The organism is Methanococcus aeolicus Nankai-3 (assembly GCF_000017185.1).
Lineage (GTDB): Archaea > AGJL01 > Methanococci > Methanococcales > Methanococcaceae > Methanofervidicoccus > Methanofervidicoccus aeolicus.
Genome location: NC_009635.1, coordinates 481,032 through 501,782, shown reverse-complemented (window position 1 = coordinate 501,782; position 20,751 = coordinate 481,032). Strand labels below are relative to the sequence as shown.

Here is a 20,751-nt window from a genome sequence, read left to right as displayed (position 1 = left end):
ATCATGGAACAACATTTTGCTTTAAAATATTTAAGAGAAGACCGATTGCCCCATATGTTTTGTTCGGGATGCGGAATTGGAACAATTATAAATTGTGCATGCAAGGTATTTGATGATTTAAATATGGATATGGACAATACAATAATGACATCAGGAATAGGATGCTCTTCAAGAATTCCCGGATATTTTAATTGTGATTCAATGCATACAACCCATGGAAGACCCATTGCATTTGCAACGGGGATTAAATCTTATGACCCCGATTTAAATGTAATTACATTTACTGGCGATGGAGATTGTGCGGCTATTGGGGGAAATCACTTTATACATGCATGTAGAAGAAACATCGATATTACAATTATTTGTGTAAATAACCATACATACGGCATGACAGGAGGGCAAATTTCTCCAACTACGCCCACTGGAAAAAAAGGAACCACGGCGCCATATGGAAATCCAGAAAGACCTTTTGATTTATGTAAATTAGCCGAAGCTTCTGGGGCTTCATATGTTGCAAGATGGACTACTAACCACCCGTTCCAATTGGTAAAATCCATTAAAAAGGGAATAAAAACAAAGGGGTTAGCATTTATTGAAGTAATGTCCCAATGTTATACATATTATGGAAGAATGAATAATATGAACTCCAACACAGAGCTTATGAAATTGATTAAATCAAACACTATATCGATAAATAAAGCAAAAAATCTATCAAACGAGGAAGAATTAAATGGAAAACTTTTGATTGGGGAATTTGTGAATAAAGAACAGCCAGAATTTACCGATGAATTATATAAAATATAGTCAATCTTCGAACTATTTAGCATTACGATATACGGATAGGACTGTATATATAACACCCCACATTAAGCTTAATATTTAGAACTAATGTGGGACAATTTTTGAAGATTAACTATAATAAAGGAAAAATGTTGATAAAATACCAATTAACATTAAAAGAATTAAGAAATTAATTATTATGGCGATATTATGAGAAAAGAAATAAGATTTGCAGGATTTGGGGGCCAAGGCATACTTTTATCAGGTATAATATTGGGAAGGGCGGCAGCACTGTATGAAAATAATTATGCTTTTCAAACCCAATCAATAGGCCCAGAAGCTAGGGGAGGAATATCCCGCGCAGAAGTAGTAATCTCTGATAATTCAAAAGACTATCCAAAAGTTAGAAATTTAGATGTATTGGTTGCAATGTCTCAGGAGTCTTTGGACATATATATAAGAGATTTGAAGTCTGGAAAAATCCTTATTTATGACCCAGATATGATGAATAATTTTCCCAACAGAAAAGATATAAATATATACCCAATTCCCGCCACTCAAATGGCCTATGATATTGGAAATAAAATAGTTGCCAATGTTGTAATGCTTGGGGCGTTGGTTAGTATTACAAACACGATATCAAAAGAATCTTTAAAAAATGCCGTATTTGATGTCGTGCCGCCAAAATTTAAAGAATTAAACTTAAAAGCTCTAGAAAAAGGTTTTGAATTAGGGCACAAATAAAGGGTAATATCTGAACAAAAATATATATGCCACCAAATAATATAATAAAAATATTCCTCTTGTTGGACCTTATGACAGATTTATGGGCTTCCCGATATTATGGAATAATATAAAAAGATTCCAGAGAAGGTAGCAAAGCCGTAAAGAATTGAATGTAGGATATATGAAATTTTTAAATAGTTTTTATTTTTTAAGGAGGATAAATATATAATATATATTATCATATATCGTATGGCCTATATTTGTATGTTTGGTGAATCGACAATAAATGACCTATGTTCAATGACCCATATATCATAATTATCCATTTAATGGATTGTCATTTATGCCAAGAGCATCGATTTACATAATAAATTTATATTTTAATATTTAATGGTGATATTATGACTCAACATATATTGGCAGGTTTAAGGGCACTCACGGCAAAAAAACTTCGGGAAAAAGGTTTAACACATGAAGAGATTGCAAAATTACTTAATGTAGATAGGACTGTAATTACCCATTATTTGGCTGGACGGATACCTGCAAAAGAAGCTGTTAAATGTGCAAAAGTCACGGCCGAAAAATTTTATCCGCGAGATGCTGTTCTTTTTATTAAAACCGTATGTGATGACAATGACATTGTAACTACAATTACGGAAACATTAATTTCTGATAATATTGATGTTGATGTAGCCATTTCCAGTAAATGTAATTTATGTAAAATATGTATTGACATATGTCCAACAAAGGCAATAACTATTGAAAACGATCTAATCAATATTGATAAAAATAAATGTTGTGGATGTGAGTTATGTCAAGAATTATGCCAAAAAAATGCAATATTTTTAAAAATAATTAAGGATAATAGAGGAGAGTTAGATTAATTAGCCACGCCCTCTACAATATGGAAGGTTCATTTGGAGCATTTCTTGGATTCCATTCTTTTTCTTTAAGGAATTTTAATATTTCTTTTTTATCTTCATAAGGAATTTCCCTTTCATTTCTAATATATAAGTGTAAATCATCTGGTAGGCACCCATAGTATTTTTTATATATGTCCACATAATGAGTTAATTTTATTAATCTTCCTTTTGGGGTATCATTAGGCCTTATGCAAGATTTTGCCACCATTGCCATACATTCATTCATACTTTCAGCACAATATATTAAGTGCAACGGGGCGGGTTCGCATTTCACCTTTTCATTTGTTCGTTTATCGGTAATTTCTCTTAATTCTGATTCTCCTAAATACAATCTTCTGTATTTGGATGAATGAGGCCCAACCACAGCAGGTATGCCCCACCTATTCGCGCCGGTTGCAATTGCTACTGCCTTCTGACTCATGGCACCCCATGCAATTACGCATGCCCCGACCCTGTTTAATATATAGTCTGCTACATTTGTAAAATTATTTTCAAGGGGTATTTTTGCAAATATATTTGCTATTTTGATGGCACTACCGATGGCATGAGCATTTGCAACGCATGGACCTACATTTAGAAGTCCCCCTTTGTCAAAGTCGCCAGAGAATTTTTCGTAAAGTGTTTTTCCGTCTTTATCCATATAAAGTCCTATGTCCATGGCCACACATCCCGCAGCCACTACAATATACCCTCTTTTTAAAAATTCTTCTGTAATAAGGGCTATTTCATTTTCTCCATTATGGTAGTTGGAACAACCTGCAAGTACAATAACTCCAGGAATATCGCCCAATACAATGGGAGCTCCCACTTTTCTTATTTCAATATCTTGAATTGGTCCCCTCCCCGCTCTAATTTTAAATCTTTCGGAAGCTATTTTATCTTTTGAAGCTATTCTTATAATATCTATTATTGGGAGCTCCCTCTCACATTCCCCCATACATTTTCCACATCCTACACACATACCATAAAGGGCTGAAAACCCGGATAAATCCCCGTTTTTACCCAGTACAAAAGCTTCTTTTATTGGGAGCATGGCAGGACATACCCTGTTGCACCATTCACATTCTGTGCATCCATTTATAAGTTCAGAAATATCTATGTTTCTATGTTCCTGTTTGGGTTTTTGGTTTTTCTTTAACAGTAAGGCTAAACCAACGGCAACCTTTCCAACTTTCGCCATATCTTTTATAAGGGCACCTTTATGTTTATTTGATAATAGCTCATGAATAATAATATTTTCGTCTTTGGATGTCATTTCAATCAATCCCAATGAACATTTGTCGCTTGTTGCAATTATGGGAATATTTTGTTCAGCACATAGTTCTAATATATCTGCCCTTATACATTGTTCGTCCAAAACCACTATATCTGGAATACCCGATTTTATAAACATCAATTGCCTCGATATTGGACCAACTATTTTTGATTCCTTTGAGTATCTACTGATATCTATTGCAGTGCAACACAAACCACATACTTCTATATCCTCAGATAAATCCATGTCATCAATATAATCAATAATTTCTACTCCTGGTGCTATATTGTGTCCAATGCACAATATTATTGGCTTTTGGTCATCTATTACTCCCAATCCAATATCTATTAATGGAGTATTGGGCTCACCCTTATGTAAATTATAATAATTTATTTGTGCCAATTCTGCTATTTCCAAGGCTAAATTATCAATCATTCCCGCATGAAGAGCTTTTGATTCAAAATCTAAATAACTACCCTCTTGACCTGTATGGGTGGCAGCCAGTAAGTTTGTTATTTCCCTTTCAACATACACCAATATTTTATCTAAATCATCAGCAGTTTTTGGAGTGATGCCTGTAATGGTAGTTGATAAAGGTGCAACTATATTTATGGCATTTCCATAATCTATTTTTAAATTTGGATTTTCCTCCAATATGTGGTCAACAATATGTCTAGCATGGGCGGCATGAGTAGATGCCCCAATACAGCATGCCAATAATACAATTCTTGCCTGTTGTTTTTCTAAATTAATACCGCATCCTCCTTTTTTATTTTTGGATAAATCACATTTTCCATATGTACATAGACAACATAAATTACACAATGGAGCATAAAATGGTTTAAAATAAGACAATAACTTAAAATCCCACTCCCTAAGTTTTGAGTAATCTACACTAACTTTTTTATTTTTAGAAGGAGGATAATTTGTGTTTGTATGTTCAGTATCTAAATTTATTTTTTTAAAATCCATTTTCAATCCTTTAATTGAAACATTTTTGCTTTTATATCCGTCAACCCGAAACATACCCTCACCTTTATATAATATCATTATTAATCATTATATATGTGTAATTAATACACACAATATATAAATCTTGTGGTGATATTATGTCTGCATGGAATCCTGCATTATCTTCCCCAAATCAGGCAATAATTTGTTCCCCTAAAATAGCTGCACTAACAATAAAACAGTCTAAAAATCCCATGTTTGTCATGGGTTCTTTATTAAATGTGATACCCGAAGAGATAGCAGAATATGCAATAAAAATAGCAAAATTAAAACACATGACTGTTGTATCAACGGGCGGTTCTAACATTATGCTTTCGAAATTAAATTTTAAACCCCATTATAATATTGGGGCTGTGGAGTTAATAAATCATCTAAAAGATTCAAATTGGAATGGTTTTTGCGGTAAGGGAAATTATGATTTAATATGTTTTATAGGTGTGCCTTATTATATTGGCTCCCAAGGTCTTTCTACATTAAAAAACTTTGCACCTCACTTAAAAACCATTACGCTGTGCAAATTTATGCACCCTAATGCTGATTTATCTTATCCAAATATGTCTTATGATGGCTGGGTAATATATCTTTCAAAGCTGGTTGAATATATGGAATAAATAAATTTCCCTGTTCATTGTATTTTTTCTCTCTCTCTTTTTATTGTATAAAAATATGTTGCCGAATAATTAAAATTATAATGATCGTGATAATAAGACAGTAGTAATGAATATAATTAGCTAATATTTTCTGATAAATATGACCTATAAAAATTATATCTCCAATAATGTGAATGGTTGATAGTAACATATATCCACAAATATGAAACATTGGAATATTATATGAGCTATTGCTTTGGATTTAGTGTGGTTTTAGTTTAGATATTTCTATAAATGATGTTATATAAATGCAGGGAACAGAAGATAATGTTCCGATATATATTTATATTATTGAAACCCTAAATTTGTAGTAATTTAATATAATTAACAAAAATTATATATAGTATACACATATAACTTTTTGTAGTGTGTAATATACACAAATATAAATAGGGAGAAATTATGAAAAAGCTTGTTATATATCTAATACCATTATTACTGGTAGGTATGATGGCAGGATGTGTGGATTCAGGCACACCTGCGGATACAACCGAATCCAGCATAGTAAATACCGATACCAATACGGATAGCAATACCAACATAAAAACAGAAAAGCCAAAAGTATTAACATTATCTATTACTACAAGTGTTTATGCCACAGGATTGGCAGAAGCAATTTCTGAAAAATTTAAAGAAAAATATAATACAGAAGTTAGATTCATTCCAAAAGGAACGGGTGGGGCAATATTGGATGCTAAAAGTGGAGCATCTGATGCTATAATTGTTCATGCAGTAGGTTCCGAAGAAAAATTCATGAATGAAGGATATGGAGTAAATAGAAAGGTATTTGCATACAATTTCTTTATAATTGTGGGTCCAGACAATGACCCTGCGAGCATAAAAGGATTAGAACCTCAAAAGGCACTACAAAAAATAGTTGAAGCGGGAAGGGCAGGAAATACTGTATGGGTTACAAGAGATGACAACTCAGGAACCAACAAAAAAGAGATTAATTTATGGGCCGCCGCAGGTTATGACTACGAAGAACTTAAAAAAGAAGGATGGATGAGAAGTACGGGTCAAGGCATGGGCGACACATTAAAATATACTACCTCGGAGAATGTGAGGGGCTATACTCTTAGTGATACAGGAACCTATTTAAAATACCAGAAAGAAGGATTAATAAACCTTGAAAAATTGGTCGATAAAGGGGAAGAATTAACAAATGTTTATGCCATAATATTAATAAATCCAAAACAAATAGACGGTAAAGACTTTAAAGAATCTTCAAAATTAGCAGAATGGCTTGTATCTGATGAAGGACAAGATTTTATCGGAAATTATGGTAAAGAGGAATTTGGAGTATCATTATTTAGTCCAGCTGTTCCAATTCTCACCAACAAAGAAGCACCAATATACCAGTGGATTGTAAAGTATGGATTTATGAAAGACGGTAGCAAATACACAGAATGTCCGACAAAATTCAGATACGACACAAATTGGAATTTCTTTGAATTTGACTCAACTGAAATAACGGGCTAACATATTAAGGTGTAATGTAATGTTTGAATATTTAATAAATGGATTTATGGACGCATTAGTGCTTATACAGGACGGTTATGTTTTGGAAATAGCATGGAGATCCATAAAAATCTCGGGAAGTGCCACAATATTATCTTTATTGTGGTCATTGCCCATTTCTATTTTTATAGCGTTTAAGAAATTTAAAGGAAGATTTTTTATAAAAAATTTTATAAATTCATTTATGGGAATTCCTACTGTGATATGGGGACTTATGCTCTATCTTTTTTTTGTGCCGAAGGGGCCATTGGGCTTTCTCGATTTGCTATATTTTGAAAGTGGAATAATTGCGGGGCAAGCTCTTCTTATTACTCCAATAGTTATGAGTATAATTATTGATTCCTTTGAGTCTGTTGAAGGGGACATTAAGGAGTTATGCATGACCCTTGGTGCAAGTGAGATTCAAACTACTATTCAAATTATTAAAGAAATCTGGGGGTGGATTATATTGGCCACCATCACAGGATTCAACAGGGCAATATCTGAATTAGGTATAGCTTTAATGATAGGTGGAAATATATATGTAAATGGGGGACATTACAACACAAGAATTCTAACAACGGCAATACAGATGCACACAGTTAGGGCAGATATTAGCACTGCAATAGCTCTTGGAATAATTTTAATGAGTATAATTATTATTGTTAATTTGATATCCAATTTAATAAGAAGAAAGTGGTATTAATGAAAGATTATATGGAGTTAAAGAATATCACAAAATTGCATGGTGGAAGAAAAGTTCTAAATAATATTGAGTTCAACATTAAAAAAGGAGAAATCTTCTGCATTATGGGGCATAGTGGTGCAGGAAAAACTACTTTACTTAAAATATTGGCACTTATTAATAAACCCGATTATGGAACATATTTTATAGGAGGTAAAGAAGTTAAATGGGATATCGATTTTAGAAGAAAAATTACACTGGTGTTTCAAAATCCAGTCATGTTTAATTCAACGGTCTATAATAACATAGCATATGGGCTTAAAATTAGAAAATATCCCAAGGAATATATTAAAAAAAAGGTAGAAGATATTCTTGAACATATTGGTTTATCTAATTATAAAGATAGAATAGCAAAATCACTTTCAGGAGGGGAAAAGCAACGGGTGGCACTGGCAAGGGCATTAGTCATTGAACCAGAAGTTTTATTGATGGATGAACCCACGGCAAACTTAGACCCCAGTAATTCCATATTAATCGAAAATATAATAAAAGACACCGTTAAAAAATATAATACCACAATTGTTTTAGCAACACATAACCTATTCCAAGTTAAAAGATTATCGGATAGCACCGCCCATATGTATGATGGAAAAATTATCGAAGTTGGAACTACTAAAAAAATATTTTCTAATCCAAAGCATGAATTAACAAAAAAATTTATAAGTGGAGAAATGTTTTATTAATCTGGAAGCATAAAACTTATAATTGTTTTATTTTCTCTTTTCTCTTTTCATTGTTCCAGGTGTTTTATATATTGCAATATCGGCATCAGCACCAAGTCCTAAATGTCCCTTTTCGGTCAAACCTAAAAAAACTTTTGCATTTGAAGTCCTTGTAAATATGGTTTTACAAATAAAAAATAACCATAAATAATTTAAATGTATTGTTTTTTCTGTATATTCTCTCGAAAAATCTTCTAATTTAAATATACATTTTAAGCATTTTTTTGCTATGATATTTTAAAAGTTTTCATTATTGTCGTCTTCTAGCATATATTATTTAATGGGAGCTCCCATAATATATTTCAATAAAAAAATAGAAAATTAATATTTTATTTATTTTTATATCTTTATTAATATAAATCCTGCATGTTTAAATATCCTTCTGCCAACTCAATATTTACATCCACTACTTTTTTAGGGACGGCTTTATACCAATCCACTACCTCAGGTAAATCGTTTAAATCTGTCAATACTGTGCCATCAGGCAAAAATGCTTTTACTTGTCCGTCTATATCTTTCATTACAACAGTCCCAGATGGAACCAATTTTCCAGCAGGTATTTTCAATCCTCCTTCTACTCCAATTCCATCTACAACTGCGTTGTGTCCGATTAATGCACCTTGTCCTATTTCCGCAGCAAATACAACTGCACCAAATGCGATAAATGCATTTTTATCTATTTTAGCAGGTCCATGCACTATACATCCATGGGCAAGTGAAGCCTCATCTTCAATTTCTATTTTTGTTCCTCTTAGGGCATGTATAATAACGCCATCTTGAATATTTACTTTATTGCCAATTATAATTCCTTCTGTTGGAATTTCATCACATCTTATAAGTGCATGAGGTCCAACATATACATCATCTCCGATTTTTACATTTCCAATAACTACTGCGTTAGGGTCAATGTAGGTGCCTGTTTTACTTATTGAAGGATAATGTCCTTCTAAATTTTTCCTTATATTTGGCACCATATTTGGAGATGATTTCAATTTGTTTATTTCTCCATTTAATTTGGATATTTCTGATTTCAATTCGTCTGTGGTAGATTCATCAACTGTTTGATTGTCGACACATCCTGCAAATAGCAATGTTAGTGCCACACAGAACATGCCCAATACTCCAATCTTTTTATTCAATATATCACCTCTTAATGTGTAATAACTACACATGTGTATATGCTACACCTAATATATAAATATTACCCTAATTTTTAATATTGTGCACTAAAACCTATTAGCAATGGTGAATTATCCTGTCAAACCATAGGTTTGAGCTATAAAAATCCCATGGGATTTTTATTCAACCCTTACGGACGGGGACTTCCTGCAAAATAGGTTAAAAATTATATATATTTTGAGTCAATAATATCTTACACTATTTTATATTACACTATTTTCATTCAATTTAAAAATAAAGCCATCTTTTTAGATATAAAAAAATAATAATATAATTAATTTAATTAATTTAAATGCATCCTATTCTTTTTGCTACAACTTCGTATTTTCCAACAACATCGCCCATGTCTTTTCTATATACATCTTTATCAAGAACATCTTTTGTTTCTTTATCCCATAATCTCATGGTGTCCGGGCTTATCTCGTCTGCAACTACCAATTTTCCATCTTTTGTTCTTCCAATCTCGATTTTGAAATCTACAAGGATTATGCCCTTTTCGTCAAAGAATTTTTTTAGAATTTCATTTACTATTAGTGCCAACTCTTTTAACTCTTTTAACTCCTCCTCAGTTGCAAGATTTAGTGCAATGGCTATATCCTCGTTTAACATGGGGTCCCCATAGTCGTCGTCTTTATAGTCAAATTGCACAATAGGAGTGGTCAATTCTTTACCTTCTTCAAATGGGTATCTTCTACATAAACTACCTGCTGTAATATTTCTTACAATTACTTCAATTAATATAATTTCCACATTTTTAGCAACCATATATATTGGTTCAACATATTCCATAAACTGTGTGGGGACCCCATTTTCTTCCAAAAGTTCGAATAATTTTGAAGATATTAAAGCATTTAAATGACCTTTTCCTTTTTTTATATCGTGCTTTTCTCCATCTCCTGCGGTAATATCGTCCCTAAATTCAATTAATACTTTTTCATCGTCTATTTCATATATTGATTTTGCCTTTCCACTGTATAATGGTTCATTTTTTAAGATTTCGTTAATATTTATTTCCATTATTAACACCTTTCTTTTTTGTTTATTTCTTTTTTTGTTTATATTATTCTATATGCTATACACTTCAATATCCATATTGCCCATATTTTCAATGGCATTATATGTGGCCTTTGCCCCATTGGTTGTGGTAATGTATGGTATTTTATAATCTATTGCAGTTCTTTTTATTAGATATTCGTCTTCTTTTGATGCACTTCCCTTTGGAGTATTTATAATTAAATCTATCTTTCTAGATTTTATTAAATCTATTATATTTGGTCTCCCTTCGCTTATTTTGAATACTTTTTCCACTGCTATTCCGTTATTGGTTAATATATTATGGGTTCCTTCTGTTGCCACTATTTTAAATCCTAAATTTTCAAACTTTCTTGCTATTGGTATTATTTTGTTTTTATCATCATCATTTACACTTATAAATACAGTTCCATTCATTGGGAGCTCCATACCAGCAGCCAGTTGGGCTTTATAATATGCCAGTCCAAAATCCTTATCTATGCCCATAACTTCTCCTGTGGATTTCATTTCAGGACATAGGGAAATCTCTGCATTTGGCCATTTGCCGTATGAAAATACAGCCTCCTTGACGCATACTTTATCGGGTATTTTTTCCACAACATTTAAATCTTTTAATTTTCTTCCAACCATGATTTTTGCTGCAATCTTTGCAAGAGATATGCCAATAGCTTTACTTAAATAAGGTATTGTTCTACTAGCCCTTGGATTTGCCTCCAAAACATACACTGTATTATCTTTTATGGCATACTGTATATTTATCAAACCTTTAATTTTTAATTTTAATGATAATTTTTTTGTGTAATCTTTTATAATATTTAATGTTTCATTGGATAATGTTTGTGTGGGTATCACACAGGCACTATCTCCACTATGTATTCCTGCCTCTTCTATGTGTTCCATTATTCCGCCGATAAATACATCTTCACCATCGCAAATGGCATCTACATCTACTTCAATAGCATCTTCCAAAAACTTATCAATTAAAATTGGGAGCTCCGGTGAAACCATAACTGCCTCTTTCATATACTTTTTTAATTCCTCATTATTATATACTATATGCATAGCCCTTCCACCAATCACATAGGAAGGTCTAACCAATACAGGATATCCAATTTTTTCAGCCACTTCTACGGCTGTTTTTTCATCAAATACTATTCCATTTGGCGGTTGTAGTATTTTTAATTCATTCAATATATTTGAGAATTTCTCTCTATCTTCTACTAAATCAATGGATTCTTTTGGAGTTCCAACAATCATATTGTCAGAAATGTATTTCGATAGATTAAGAGGAGTTTGTCCCCCAACTTGAATTACAACGCCGTAAGGATTTTCTTTTTCAATTATATTTAAAACATCCTCGGGATATAGTGGTTCAAAGTAAAGTTTGTCTGCCAAATCAAAATCGGTGCTAACTGTTTCGGGGTTGCAATTTACCATTATTGTTTCAAAACCCTCCTCTTTTAGGGATTTTATTGTATGGACACAACAATAATCAAATTCTATGCCCTGACCTATTCTATTGGGTCCCGAACCCAATACTATAATTTTTTTCTTACTATTTGCACTGCCAATATCCTTTATTTCCTTTATTTCCTTTATTTCGTCCTCCTCGTCATTATATGTTGAATAGTAATATGGTGTTTTTGCCTCAAATTCTGCACCGCAGGTATCTACCATTTTGTATTTTGGAATTATATTGTATTTTTTTCTTAGATTTCTTATCTCTTTCTCCGATTTTCCCGAAATATCGGCTATTATTTTATCAGATATTCCATATTTTTTTAATTTTAAAAGTGTTTCATAGTCAAGATTTGTATTACTTTTTATGGAGCTCCGGAGCTCCATTATATTTTTAATCTTATTCAGAAACCAAGGGTCTATTTTAGTTATTTTATAAACTTCATCTATCTCTTTTATTTTCAAAATCTCAAATAAATCATATATTCTATTTAGTCCGCCTTTTGGATTTGTATAATTTAATCTTTTTCCATCAAATTGATATTGTATATTATAATGGTCTAAACTTCTCAATGCCTTTAAAAATGATTCTTCAAAAGTTCTACCCATAGCCATAACTTCCCCAACACTTTTCATCTGGGTTGTTAAGGTATTATCAACACCAGAAAATTTATCAAAATCCCATCTTGGAATCTTTACAACCACATAATCTATTGTGGGTTCAAATGCTGCGGAAGTTCCTGTTATTTCGTTTTTAATTTCATCAAGAGTTAAACCAACAGCCAATTTTGCGGCAACCTTAGCAATTGGATAACCTGTTGCCTTACTTGCAAGTGCGGAGCTCCTGCTTACTCTTGGGTTCATTTCAATTGCCACAATTCTCCCATTTTCTGGATTAACTGCAAATTGAATATTACTTCCGCCGGTCTCAACCCCAATTTCTCTAATGATTTTTATGGAATAGTCTCTTAATAATTGATATTCTTCATCACTAAGTGTTTGAGTTGGAGCTACTGTAATGCTATCTCCTGTATGTATCCCCATAGGATCAATATTTTCAATGGTGCATACTATAATTACATTGTCGTTTAAATCCCTAATTACTTCATATTCATATTCCTTCCAACCAATTATGCTCTCTTCTATCAATATTTGATTTTTAAGGCTATATTCCAATCCCTTTGAAGCTATTGATTTTAACTCCTCTGGATTAAATGCTACACCTCCTCCTGTTCCCCCAAGGGTAAATGCAGGTCTAACTACCACAGGGTAGCCTAATTTTTCTGCAATACTTAGGGATTCTTCCACAGTATATGCAACTTCACTTTTTAACACATCCACTCCAACTTTTTTACAGGCTTCTTTAAAGAGCTCCCTATCCTCCGCCTTTCTAATAGCATCTAATTTTGCACCAATTAATTCAACGCCGTATTTATCAAGAATTCCTTTATCGGCCAATTCAACTGCCAAGTTTAGTGCAGTCTGTCCTCCAAGGGTAGGTAGTATTGCGTCGGGCTGTTCCTTCTCAATAATTTTTTCAACGACCTCGGGCACCAAAGGTTCTATATATATTTCATCTGCCATCTCGGGGTCAGTCATAATTGTTGCAGGGTTAGAATTTACAAGAACTATTTCATATCCCAGTTCCTTTAAAGCTTTACATGCCTGAGAACCAGAATAATCAAATTCACATGCCTGCCCCACAATTATTGGGCCAGCACCTATTATCATTATTTTTTTAATATCTTCTCTTTTTGGCATAAAACCACCAAATTATATAATATAAATTAATAATGTAAGTTAATATTATATATTAACATATATTAATATTGTTTAATAATCTTATTAAAATCGTCAAAGAATCCGTATGTATCATGAGGACCAGGTTTGGCTTCCGGGTGATATTGAACTCCGACAATTGGTAGTTCCTTATGTTTTATTCCCTCAATGCTGTTATCGTTTAAATTAATCTGTGTAATGTCCATACAATCGGGCAAATCAGAAACTGCAAAGTTGTGATTTTGGGAAGTGATATATACCCTTCCATTTTCCAAATCCTTAATAGGCTGGTTTAATCCATGATGACCAAATTTTAATTTTCTCGTTTTAGCACCAAGTGCCAGTGATATTATTTGATGCCCCAAACATATTCCATATATTGGAACTTTGCCGATAAGGTTTTTCACGGTGTTTATTGTTTCTTTTAGGACAGCAGGGTCTCCGGGCCCATTTGAAATAAACACTCCATTTGGATTATATTCCAATATATCTTTATAACTTGTATTGTATGGGACAATGACCAAATTTATATTTTTATCAATTAGCTGATTTACTATGGATTTTTTAACTCCACAGTCGATTAAAACCACAGTCTTTTTACCTCCTCCCAATATTATTGGATTTTTTACGCATACATCGGAGACTAAATTTAATTCTGAAATATTTTTGTGCAATTTAACTTTTTTTAATAATTCTTCATTATCTATTTCGATATCTCCAACTGCAATAACTGCTTTCATGGCTCCATAAGTCCTTATTTTTTTTGTTAATTTTCTTGTGTCAAGGTCGGATATTCCGCAGACATCATATTCTTTTAAAAATTCATCAAGATTTTTTTTAGATTTATGATGGCTGGGAGTTAAACAGTTCTCTTTTACGACAAAACCGCCTACTTTTATTCCATCAGATTCAAACCATTCTTCATTTACGCCATAGTTTCCAATTAACGGGTAGGTCATGGTTAATATCTGACCTTTATATGATGGGTCGGTTAATGCCTCCACATATCCAGTCATACCTGTGCAAAATATGATTTCTCCAACTGCAACTCCTTCTGCACCAAATCCTTTGCCCTGCATAACAGTTCCATCTTCTAAAATTAATTTGGCTTTCGTCATACTATCCCTTTATTATATATTATATTGTGCCGTGTATGGTCATTATTGACTAATACCTGAGTAAATGTATTGAGCTTAAAAATTAGTAGTAAATAATAAATAATTTTCCAAAATATTGGATATTTAAATAAATAAGAAATAATTAAATTAAGATTTTTTTATTGTTGTGTTCTAACAATTCCTCCCAGCTAGTATCTGTTCTTTTCTGTATATGCTCAATTTCAATGTCTGAAAGGTGTTTAAATCTTTTCTGAATATTTAAATAATCCTTCACAGGTATTTTTTTGTTTTTATAGTTCATCTTAAATTTTTTATTTTCAATTTCATAAAGTGTCCATAATCCAGATTGAACAGCTAATTTTGCAATTTTTATTCCATCTTTACTATGAAATCCCCATCCAGTAGGGCATGGGGCATGGACATGGAGATATTTAAATCCCTTAATTGATAATGCCTTTTTCACTTTTTTTAGAAAGTCAAATGGGTAGCCTATTGATGCAGTAGCAATATAGGGAGCTCCATGGGCAGCCACGATAAAAGGCATATTCTTTTTTTCTTCTGGCTTTCCAATACTGTATTTTCCAGCAGGACTGGTAGTTGTTGATGCCCCATAAGGTGTGGTTCCACTTCTCTGTTTTCCAGTATTTGCATATGCCTCATTATCTGTGCATATGTATAATATATTATGCTCTCGCTCTATGGCTCCCGATAATGATTGAAAACCAATATCTGCGGTAGCTCCATCTCCTGCAAATACTACAATATTTGTCTTTTTACCCTTTCTTTTCATGGCATTTTCTATGCCACTTGCAACAGCAGCGGCATTTTCAAATGCAACATGTATAAATGGCACTCGCCAGGCAGTTTCAGGATATATTGTAGTAATAACTTCCATACATCCAGTAGGTGCAACAACAATTGTGTCTTCTCCACATATTTTTAAAGCCAACCTTAAAGCAAGAAGTTCTGGGCATCCAGCACAGGCTCTTGCTCCTGGTGCTAAATATTCTTCTTTTGGAATATCTGTGATTTTCATAGATTAACACCCACCCAAGTAATTTCTTTTGAATTATTGTCCCCTAATAACTTAAATATGGTTCTAAAATTGTCATAAGTTACATCTCTACCGCCAAGTCCAACAATAAAGTTTTTTATGATTGGTTTATTATCTAAATCATAAAGGCAGGATTTAACTTCATGGGCCACAATTCCACCCGAACCAAAGCCTATATTTTTATCAATTACCCCTATTTTTTCAAACCTTGAAAGTATTTTTTTCAATTCCTCTTTTGGAAATGGCCTAAATACTTTTAATTTAATCAACCCCACTTTTTCCCCCTCTTTTCTTAGCTCATCCACAATTAATCGTGCAGTGGTAGTTATTGCCCCAATCGTTAAAATAACAGTTTCTGCATCTTCTGTTCGATATTCTTCAATTAAATCATATTTCCTTCCAGTAATCTCTTCAAATTCTTTAAATGTTTTTCTTATAGTGCCCATGGCATTATTCATGGCCTTTTCCTGTTGGTATTTTAATTCCATGTATATATTTGGGCCCCCAACTGGTCCTATTGTGTAAGGATTTTCAGAGTCTAACCTATATTCTAAATCTAATTCTGGGAGAAAACTTTTAATTGTTTCATTATCTAATGGATTTACGGGTTCAACAGTATGGGACAATATAAATCCATCAAGAGATACCATTGCAGGCAATAACACATTTTTATTTTCGCATATTTTGTATGCCATTATTGTAGAATCGTGGGCCTCCTGATTACTTTCACAAAACATCTGAATTGCCCCACTGTCTCTTTGAGCTAAGGCATCAATATGGTCTGACCATATTGATATTGGAGCAGAATAAGACCTGTTTGTAATTGCCGTAACAATGGGCAACCTAAGCCCCGAAGCACATGGGATGAGCTCGTGAAATAATGCTACACCAGGTCCGCAAGATGCGGTAAACGTTCTAACACCGCAGGCACTAGCCCCAATTACTGCACTCAATGCACTGTGTTCGGATTCTACTGGAATATACTCGCAATCCATCTCACCGTCGGCAATAAATTTTGCTATTATCTCAACAATTTCACTTTGGGGAGTAATTGGATATGCTGCCACCACATCGACACTTGAATTTTTCACCGCAGTGGCAACTGCCATATGTCCGGTCATTCCTTGCATTTTAGTCCTCCTCTATCATTTTTATAGCATTTTTTGGACATTCAACTTCGCAAATTCCACATCCCTTGCAAAAATCGTAGTCAATTGTTATTTTATCGTCCTCAACAATTACCACTCCATCGGGGCAGTAGAGCCAGCAGAAAAGACATGAATTACAGTTTTCGTAGTCAATAATTGGTTTATAGGTCCTCCAACCTCCAGTTTTGTTTTCTACGCTTGTTCCAGGTGGAAGCACACCACCTATGATTATATTATTATAATCTAATGTCATACGACCACCTTTTTCATCTCATCATATGCCCTTTTAACGGCCAATATATTTTTATCAGCAAGTTTTTTCGGAAATCTTTCTGATATGATTGAAATAACTGAATCCAATGAGATATTATCATATATTGCCAAAAATGCTCCAATCATGACGGTATTTGTAATTGGAACCCCCAGAGTTTCAATGGCAAGTTTGGTGGCATCTATTGTATAGGTATTTTGGCCCTCAAACTCGATAGGCTCCTTTGTATTCACAATTATGGTTCCATCATCCAGTCCTTGGACAACATCCACAGTAGGGTCATTTATAACTGTTGGGTCTAGAACCATCACATAATTTGGATTGTATATTTGAGTTCTTGTTTTAATTTCGCTATCGCTTATTCTAACATATGAAGTTACAGGAGCTCCCCTTTTTTCAGGACCAAAAAATGGAAAAGCTTGACAAAATTTTCCCTCTTTTAAAGAAGCTATGGCAAGAATTTCGGCGGCTGTAACTGCCCCCTGACCTCCCCTACCATGAAGTCTTATCTCATCCACATTTTCACCCTATTTATCATTATTTATCATTATATATGTGTATTAATTACACATATTATATAAATGTTTCGGAACTTCGACAATTGTATAATATTATTACAATAAAGGTCGTAAAAAAATCATTAAAATACTAGTAATATTGCTCTTTTTAAGTATTTAAGTAATATTTATTATATAAAAAAATAGTAAAATAAAAATAAAAAAGATAAAAGATAAAAAATATATTAATTAATTTAGAATGTTTTTATTTCTCCAGTCATTAATTTTTCTCTTACTTCTTCAATATTATTTAACCAATATTCGGCTATTTCGTTTGCTTTTGGCTCAATGTCTGCCACATCATACCCTTCATCAGTTATTAATTCTATATCCAATATTTTAGGTTCATTTACTGGTTTTCCTATTTGGCTCAATATTCTAACATGGCACTCATTTACTCCTTCAATTTTTGCAACATCATTTGCAATTATATTTGCCAATATATTGTATAATTTTCCGATATGATTTATTGGATTTTTACCGCTTGTAGCCTCCATACTCATAGGTCTGAATGGAGTAATTAATCCGTTTGCCCTATTTCCTCTTCCAACTGAACCATCGTCTCCCATTTCTGCGGATGTTCCACTAACTGTTAAAAATATACAGTTATCACTATCTGCTGTATTTACGAATACTTCTATTTCATAGCCGTCTGCGTATTCTTTTGCAAGCTCCTCAACTTTTGCTTTTGCTTTTGCTTTTATTTCCTCGTATTCTTCGACGGAATTAACATATTTATCAACAGTAGCCATAGCAATTGTTAAAGTTATTTTTTTTCCTTCTCTCAATCCCATAACTTTAATGTCTTCACCGATAGCTGGAATCTCTTTTTTAATTTCCTTACTATTTAATAATTGTTCAGTTTTTAAAACAAGGTTTTCTGTTGTACTAAATGGTGCATGCCCCACTCCAAAGGAGGTATCGTTTGCCAACGGTATTGAATTTTCCCTATCAAATACACCAACTAAATCAACGGAACCTTGTCCTATTCTACAATCCACTACAATATCTTTTTCTACATCTAAATTTATGATTGTATTTTTAATATATTCTCTTGCAGCATTTACGGCAACAGTTCCAACTGGAAGTCTTATTGTTTCGCATTTTTCTTTATCAAATACTTCTGTTGTTGCCCTACCAGATAATAATACATAAATAGGATTTACGATGTCTCCGCCACCTAATGAAGGGTAAGCATATCCTCCAACAAGTTCAACCTGGTCTGTGTTGTGGTGCAATACTGCCCCCATTTTTTCTTTATACATTTTACAAAGTGCAACACTAACTGCCTCAGCTATTCCATCGCAAATACTATCTGGATGCCCAATTCCTTTTCTCTCCACAATTTCCACAGGGAGCTCCTCAATTGGTGTTGAATTTAATTTTTTAACTACTATATTTGCCAAATTATCACCTTGATATGCGCCATTAAATAAATTAAATAAACTAACATACAATTCTTTATATATAATTTTCTATACATTATTTACAATGCATCTTATTTAAATTTATAATTTTTATCACTTTTTTTACTACTTCTATGGAGTTATTGCCCAATACCCTTATCATAGGCTCTTTTCCGTCTCCTCCTTTATCATATATAATATCGGGAGCTCCCAAGAAATCGTTCTGTTTTGAATAATTTTCACAGGCAAATTTAGTTCCCCACTCCATAGAAGATACGCTTTTAGGTTCGTCCCCCCTATTAAACGAAGATATGGAAAAATCACTATATTCTTCCAATAGGTTTATTGTATCTTCACTATATCGTATATTGAGACAGCTCCTTATTTTGGGGTCAAAACTACTTGCAGCAAGAATTATTTTAGCAATATGTTCCGATGCTCCAAATTCAATATCTCCGACTACAAATATTCCGCCTAATTTATTTTTTATAATTCTTCCAGTAAGGGCTGCAACATCATTATATCGTTTTGGCAATAGGGAGCTCTCTGCAAGATTTGAACCAACTTCTGGAACAAAATCCTCAAAATTAACCTTATTCAATAGGTATAATGCATAATTTAGATTTTTTATAACTTTTTCCCTATTTATATAAACTGGATTTGAATTATAACCGTATTTTGTTTTATTTGCATAAATTACAGAACCCACAACTACGATTTTTGCCCTCCTTATTGCATTTACGATATCATAATCTTTTGCTATAAATGATGCAATTGCCGAAGAAAATACACAACCTGTGCCGTGGCATTCTTTGTCTATTTTTTTTCCGCCGTAGGTTCTTAATTCAATATCATTAAATAATAATTTATCTTCTACGCCGGTAATCAGTGTGTAAATGTTTTTATTTTTCAAATCATTGTATTCTTCAAACTCCTTTAATTTATCGTATTCCTCTTTATTTGGGGTAATAATACACGATTTTTCAAATAATGAAAAATATTTTTTTATTAACTCATTATCTACAAAATTATGGTTTGTTGTGGATTTTAAAACTGGGTCACAAATAATTTTAAAATTATATTTTTTATGATATTTTAATATTAGATCTATGGTATCTTTATTTATTACACCAGTCTTCACAGTTGATACTTCAAAATCAGAAAATATTGATTTAAACTGGTTTTCTATTTCCTCCTTTGGTAAATTAAATTGAGAATATACTTTCTGGTTGTTTTGTGGTATTATTGTAGTAGTAATTGTTAGTGGATTACAGTCAAGTATTTCGATGGTTTTTGCATCTGCTATAACTCCTGCTCCGCCTGTTGGGTCATATCCTCCTATGGATAATACATTTATAGAATTCAAAAAAATCACCGTAAATTAATATAAATTATAGATAAATATAAATTAGTTATTAATTATTCATTGTTGTATAG

The 20,751-nt window shown here is 32.7% G+C and carries 18 protein-coding genes; 7 read left to right on the top strand and 11 right to left on the bottom strand.

The window, feature by feature from the left end; genetic code table 11:
• Positions 1 to 3 precede the first annotated feature (3 nt).
• The 3 genes from MAEO_RS02375 to MAEO_RS02365 all read left to right on the top strand — a co-directional run bounded on the left by MAEO_RS02375 (position 4) and on the right by MAEO_RS02365 (position 2,390).
• Complete coding sequence (locus MAEO_RS02375; RefSeq protein WP_011973196.1) at positions 4 to 804, top strand: thiamine pyrophosphate-dependent enzyme; 801 nt, start codon at positions 4 to 6, stop codon at positions 802 to 804.
• Positions 805 to 990: 186 nt separating this feature from the next.
• The gene (locus tag MAEO_RS02370) at positions 991 to 1,524 is read left to right on the top strand and encodes a 2-oxoacid:acceptor oxidoreductase family protein (RefSeq protein WP_011973195.1); all 534 of its coding nucleotides are present in this window, start codon (positions 991 to 993) and stop codon (positions 1,522 to 1,524) included.
• A 383-nt stretch (positions 1,525 to 1,907) separates the two neighbouring features.
• Positions 1,908 to 2,390 carry a 4Fe-4S binding protein gene (locus MAEO_RS02365; RefSeq protein WP_011973194.1) on the top strand — a complete coding sequence of 161 codons (483 nt, stop codon included), beginning with the start codon at positions 1,908 to 1,910 and terminating at the stop codon, positions 2,388 to 2,390.
• Between the two features lie 13 nt (positions 2,391 to 2,403).
• Here MAEO_RS02365 and cdhA read toward each other — a convergent pair whose 3' ends face one another.
• Entirely contained in the window at positions 2,404 to 4,710 is a 2,307-nt protein-coding gene (cdhA, locus tag MAEO_RS02360; RefSeq protein WP_011973193.1) for a CO dehydrogenase/acetyl-CoA synthase complex subunit alpha, read from the bottom strand.
• A gap of 83 nt (positions 4,711 to 4,793) precedes the next feature.
• Between cdhA and cdhB the strand changes: the two genes are divergently transcribed.
• The 4 genes from cdhB (at position 4,794) to MAEO_RS02340 (ending at position 8,273) form a co-directional block, all read left to right on the top strand.
• Complete coding sequence (cdhB, locus tag MAEO_RS02355; protein WP_011973192.1) at positions 4,794 to 5,306, top strand: CO dehydrogenase/acetyl-CoA synthase complex subunit epsilon; 513 nt, start codon at positions 4,794 to 4,796, stop codon at positions 5,304 to 5,306.
• Between the two features lie 441 nt (positions 5,307 to 5,747).
• Positions 5,748 to 6,827 (top strand): substrate-binding domain-containing protein, encoded by a 1,080-nt coding sequence (locus tag MAEO_RS02350; protein WP_011973191.1) that lies wholly within the window; start codon positions 5,748 to 5,750, stop codon positions 6,825 to 6,827.
• A gap of 19 nt (positions 6,828 to 6,846) precedes the next feature.
• The gene (locus MAEO_RS02345) at positions 6,847 to 7,551 is read left to right on the top strand and encodes an ABC transporter permease (protein ID WP_011973190.1); all 705 of its coding nucleotides are present in this window, start codon (positions 6,847 to 6,849) and stop codon (positions 7,549 to 7,551) included.
• Positions 7,551 to 8,273, top strand: coding sequence for an ABC transporter ATP-binding protein (locus MAEO_RS02340; protein ID WP_011973189.1), 723 nt, complete (start codon positions 7,551 to 7,553; stop codon positions 8,271 to 8,273). Before MAEO_RS02345 ends, MAEO_RS02340 begins: the two co-directional genes overlap by 1 nt.
• 389 nt (positions 8,274 to 8,662) lie before the next feature.
• Here MAEO_RS02340 and MAEO_RS02335 read toward each other — a convergent pair whose 3' ends face one another.
• The 10 genes from MAEO_RS02335 to MAEO_RS02290 all read right to left on the bottom strand — a co-directional run bounded on the left by MAEO_RS02335 (position 8,663) and on the right by MAEO_RS02290 (position 20,680).
• The gene (locus MAEO_RS02335) at positions 8,663 to 9,451 is read right to left on the bottom strand and encodes an LbetaH domain-containing protein (protein ID WP_157196817.1); all 789 of its coding nucleotides are present in this window, start codon (positions 9,449 to 9,451) and stop codon (positions 8,663 to 8,665) included.
• Positions 9,452 to 9,779: 328 nt separating this feature from the next.
• Positions 9,780 to 10,508, bottom strand: a complete 729-nt coding sequence (gene purC, locus MAEO_RS02330) for a phosphoribosylaminoimidazolesuccinocarboxamide synthase (RefSeq protein ID WP_011973186.1) — start codon at positions 10,506 to 10,508, stop codon at positions 9,780 to 9,782.
• Positions 10,509 to 10,556: 48 nt separating this feature from the next.
• Complete coding sequence (gene carB, locus MAEO_RS02325; RefSeq protein ID WP_011973185.1) at positions 10,557 to 13,742, bottom strand: carbamoyl-phosphate synthase large subunit; 3,186 nt, start codon at positions 13,740 to 13,742, stop codon at positions 10,557 to 10,559.
• Positions 13,743 to 13,804: 62 nt separating this feature from the next.
• Positions 13,805 to 14,878: a glutamine-hydrolyzing carbamoyl-phosphate synthase small subunit gene (gene carA / locus MAEO_RS02320; RefSeq protein ID WP_011973184.1), complete on the bottom strand. Its 1,074-nt coding sequence runs from the start codon at positions 14,876 to 14,878 to the stop codon at positions 13,805 to 13,807.
• Positions 14,879 to 15,020: 142 nt separating this feature from the next.
• Positions 15,021 to 15,914 carry a pyruvate synthase subunit PorB gene (porB, locus tag MAEO_RS02315; protein WP_011973183.1) on the bottom strand — a complete coding sequence of 298 codons (894 nt, stop codon included), beginning with the start codon at positions 15,912 to 15,914 and terminating at the stop codon, positions 15,021 to 15,023.
• Positions 15,911 to 17,062 carry a 2-ketoisovalerate ferredoxin oxidoreductase subunit alpha gene (gene porA / locus MAEO_RS02310; protein ID WP_011973182.1) on the bottom strand — a complete coding sequence of 384 codons (1,152 nt, stop codon included), beginning with the start codon at positions 17,060 to 17,062 and terminating at the stop codon, positions 15,911 to 15,913. The genes porB and porA overlap by 4 nt, the downstream gene beginning before the upstream one ends.
• A gap of 1 nt (position 17,063) precedes the next feature.
• Positions 17,064 to 17,333: a 4Fe-4S binding protein gene (locus tag MAEO_RS02305; RefSeq protein ID WP_011973181.1), complete on the bottom strand. Its 270-nt coding sequence runs from the start codon at positions 17,331 to 17,333 to the stop codon at positions 17,064 to 17,066.
• A complete protein-coding gene (locus MAEO_RS02300) occupies positions 17,330 to 17,869 on the bottom strand; it encodes a pyruvate ferredoxin oxidoreductase subunit gamma (protein ID WP_011973180.1) in 540 nt (179 codons plus the stop codon). Before MAEO_RS02300 ends, MAEO_RS02305 begins: the two co-directional genes overlap by 4 nt.
• Positions 17,870 to 18,102: 233 nt before the next feature.
• The gene (locus tag MAEO_RS02295) at positions 18,103 to 19,314 is read right to left on the bottom strand and encodes a methionine adenosyltransferase (protein ID WP_011973179.1); all 1,212 of its coding nucleotides are present in this window, start codon (positions 19,312 to 19,314) and stop codon (positions 18,103 to 18,105) included.
• Positions 19,315 to 19,390: 76 nt separating this feature from the next.
• Complete coding sequence (locus MAEO_RS02290; RefSeq protein ID WP_011973178.1) at positions 19,391 to 20,680, bottom strand: thiamine-phosphate synthase family protein; 1,290 nt, start codon at positions 20,678 to 20,680, stop codon at positions 19,391 to 19,393.
• Positions 20,681 to 20,751 lie beyond the last annotated feature (71 nt).

Coding starts and splice junctions, on each gene's coding strand:
- porA (WP_011973182.1), bottom strand. CDS start 17,062: ATGCAAGGAATGACCGGACATATGGCAGTTGCCACTGCGGTGAAAAAT.
- MAEO_RS02350 (WP_011973191.1), top strand. CDS start 5,748: ATGAAAAAGCTTGTTATATATCTAATACCATTATTACTGGTAGGTATG.
- MAEO_RS02370 (WP_011973195.1), top strand. CDS start 991: ATGAGAAAAGAAATAAGATTTGCAGGATTTGGGGGCCAAGGCATACTT.
- cdhB (WP_011973192.1), top strand. CDS start 4,794: ATGTCTGCATGGAATCCTGCATTATCTTCCCCAAATCAGGCAATAATT.
- MAEO_RS02345 (WP_011973190.1), top strand. CDS start 6,847: ATGTTTGAATATTTAATAAATGGATTTATGGACGCATTAGTGCTTATA.
- MAEO_RS02365 (WP_011973194.1), top strand. CDS start 1,908: ATGACTCAACATATATTGGCAGGTTTAAGGGCACTCACGGCAAAAAAA.
- cdhA (WP_011973193.1), bottom strand. CDS start 4,710: ATGTTTCGGGTTGACGGATATAAAAGCAAAAATGTTTCAATTAAAGGA.
- purC (WP_011973186.1), bottom strand. CDS start 10,508: ATGGAAATAAATATTAACGAAATCTTAAAAAATGAACCATTATACAGT.
- MAEO_RS02340 (WP_011973189.1), top strand. CDS start 7,551: ATGAAAGATTATATGGAGTTAAAGAATATCACAAAATTGCATGGTGGA.
- MAEO_RS02375 (WP_011973196.1), top strand. CDS start 4: ATGGAACAACATTTTGCTTTAAAATATTTAAGAGAAGACCGATTGCCC.
- carB (WP_011973185.1), bottom strand. CDS start 13,742: ATGCCAAAAAGAGAAGATATTAAAAAAATAATGATAATAGGTGCTGGC.
- MAEO_RS02305 (WP_011973181.1), bottom strand. CDS start 17,333: ATGACATTAGATTATAATAATATAATCATAGGTGGTGTGCTTCCACCT.
- porB (WP_011973183.1), bottom strand. CDS start 15,914: ATGAAAATCACAGATATTCCAAAAGAAGAATATTTAGCACCAGGAGCA.
- carA (WP_011973184.1), bottom strand. CDS start 14,878: ATGACGAAAGCCAAATTAATTTTAGAAGATGGAACTGTTATGCAGGGC.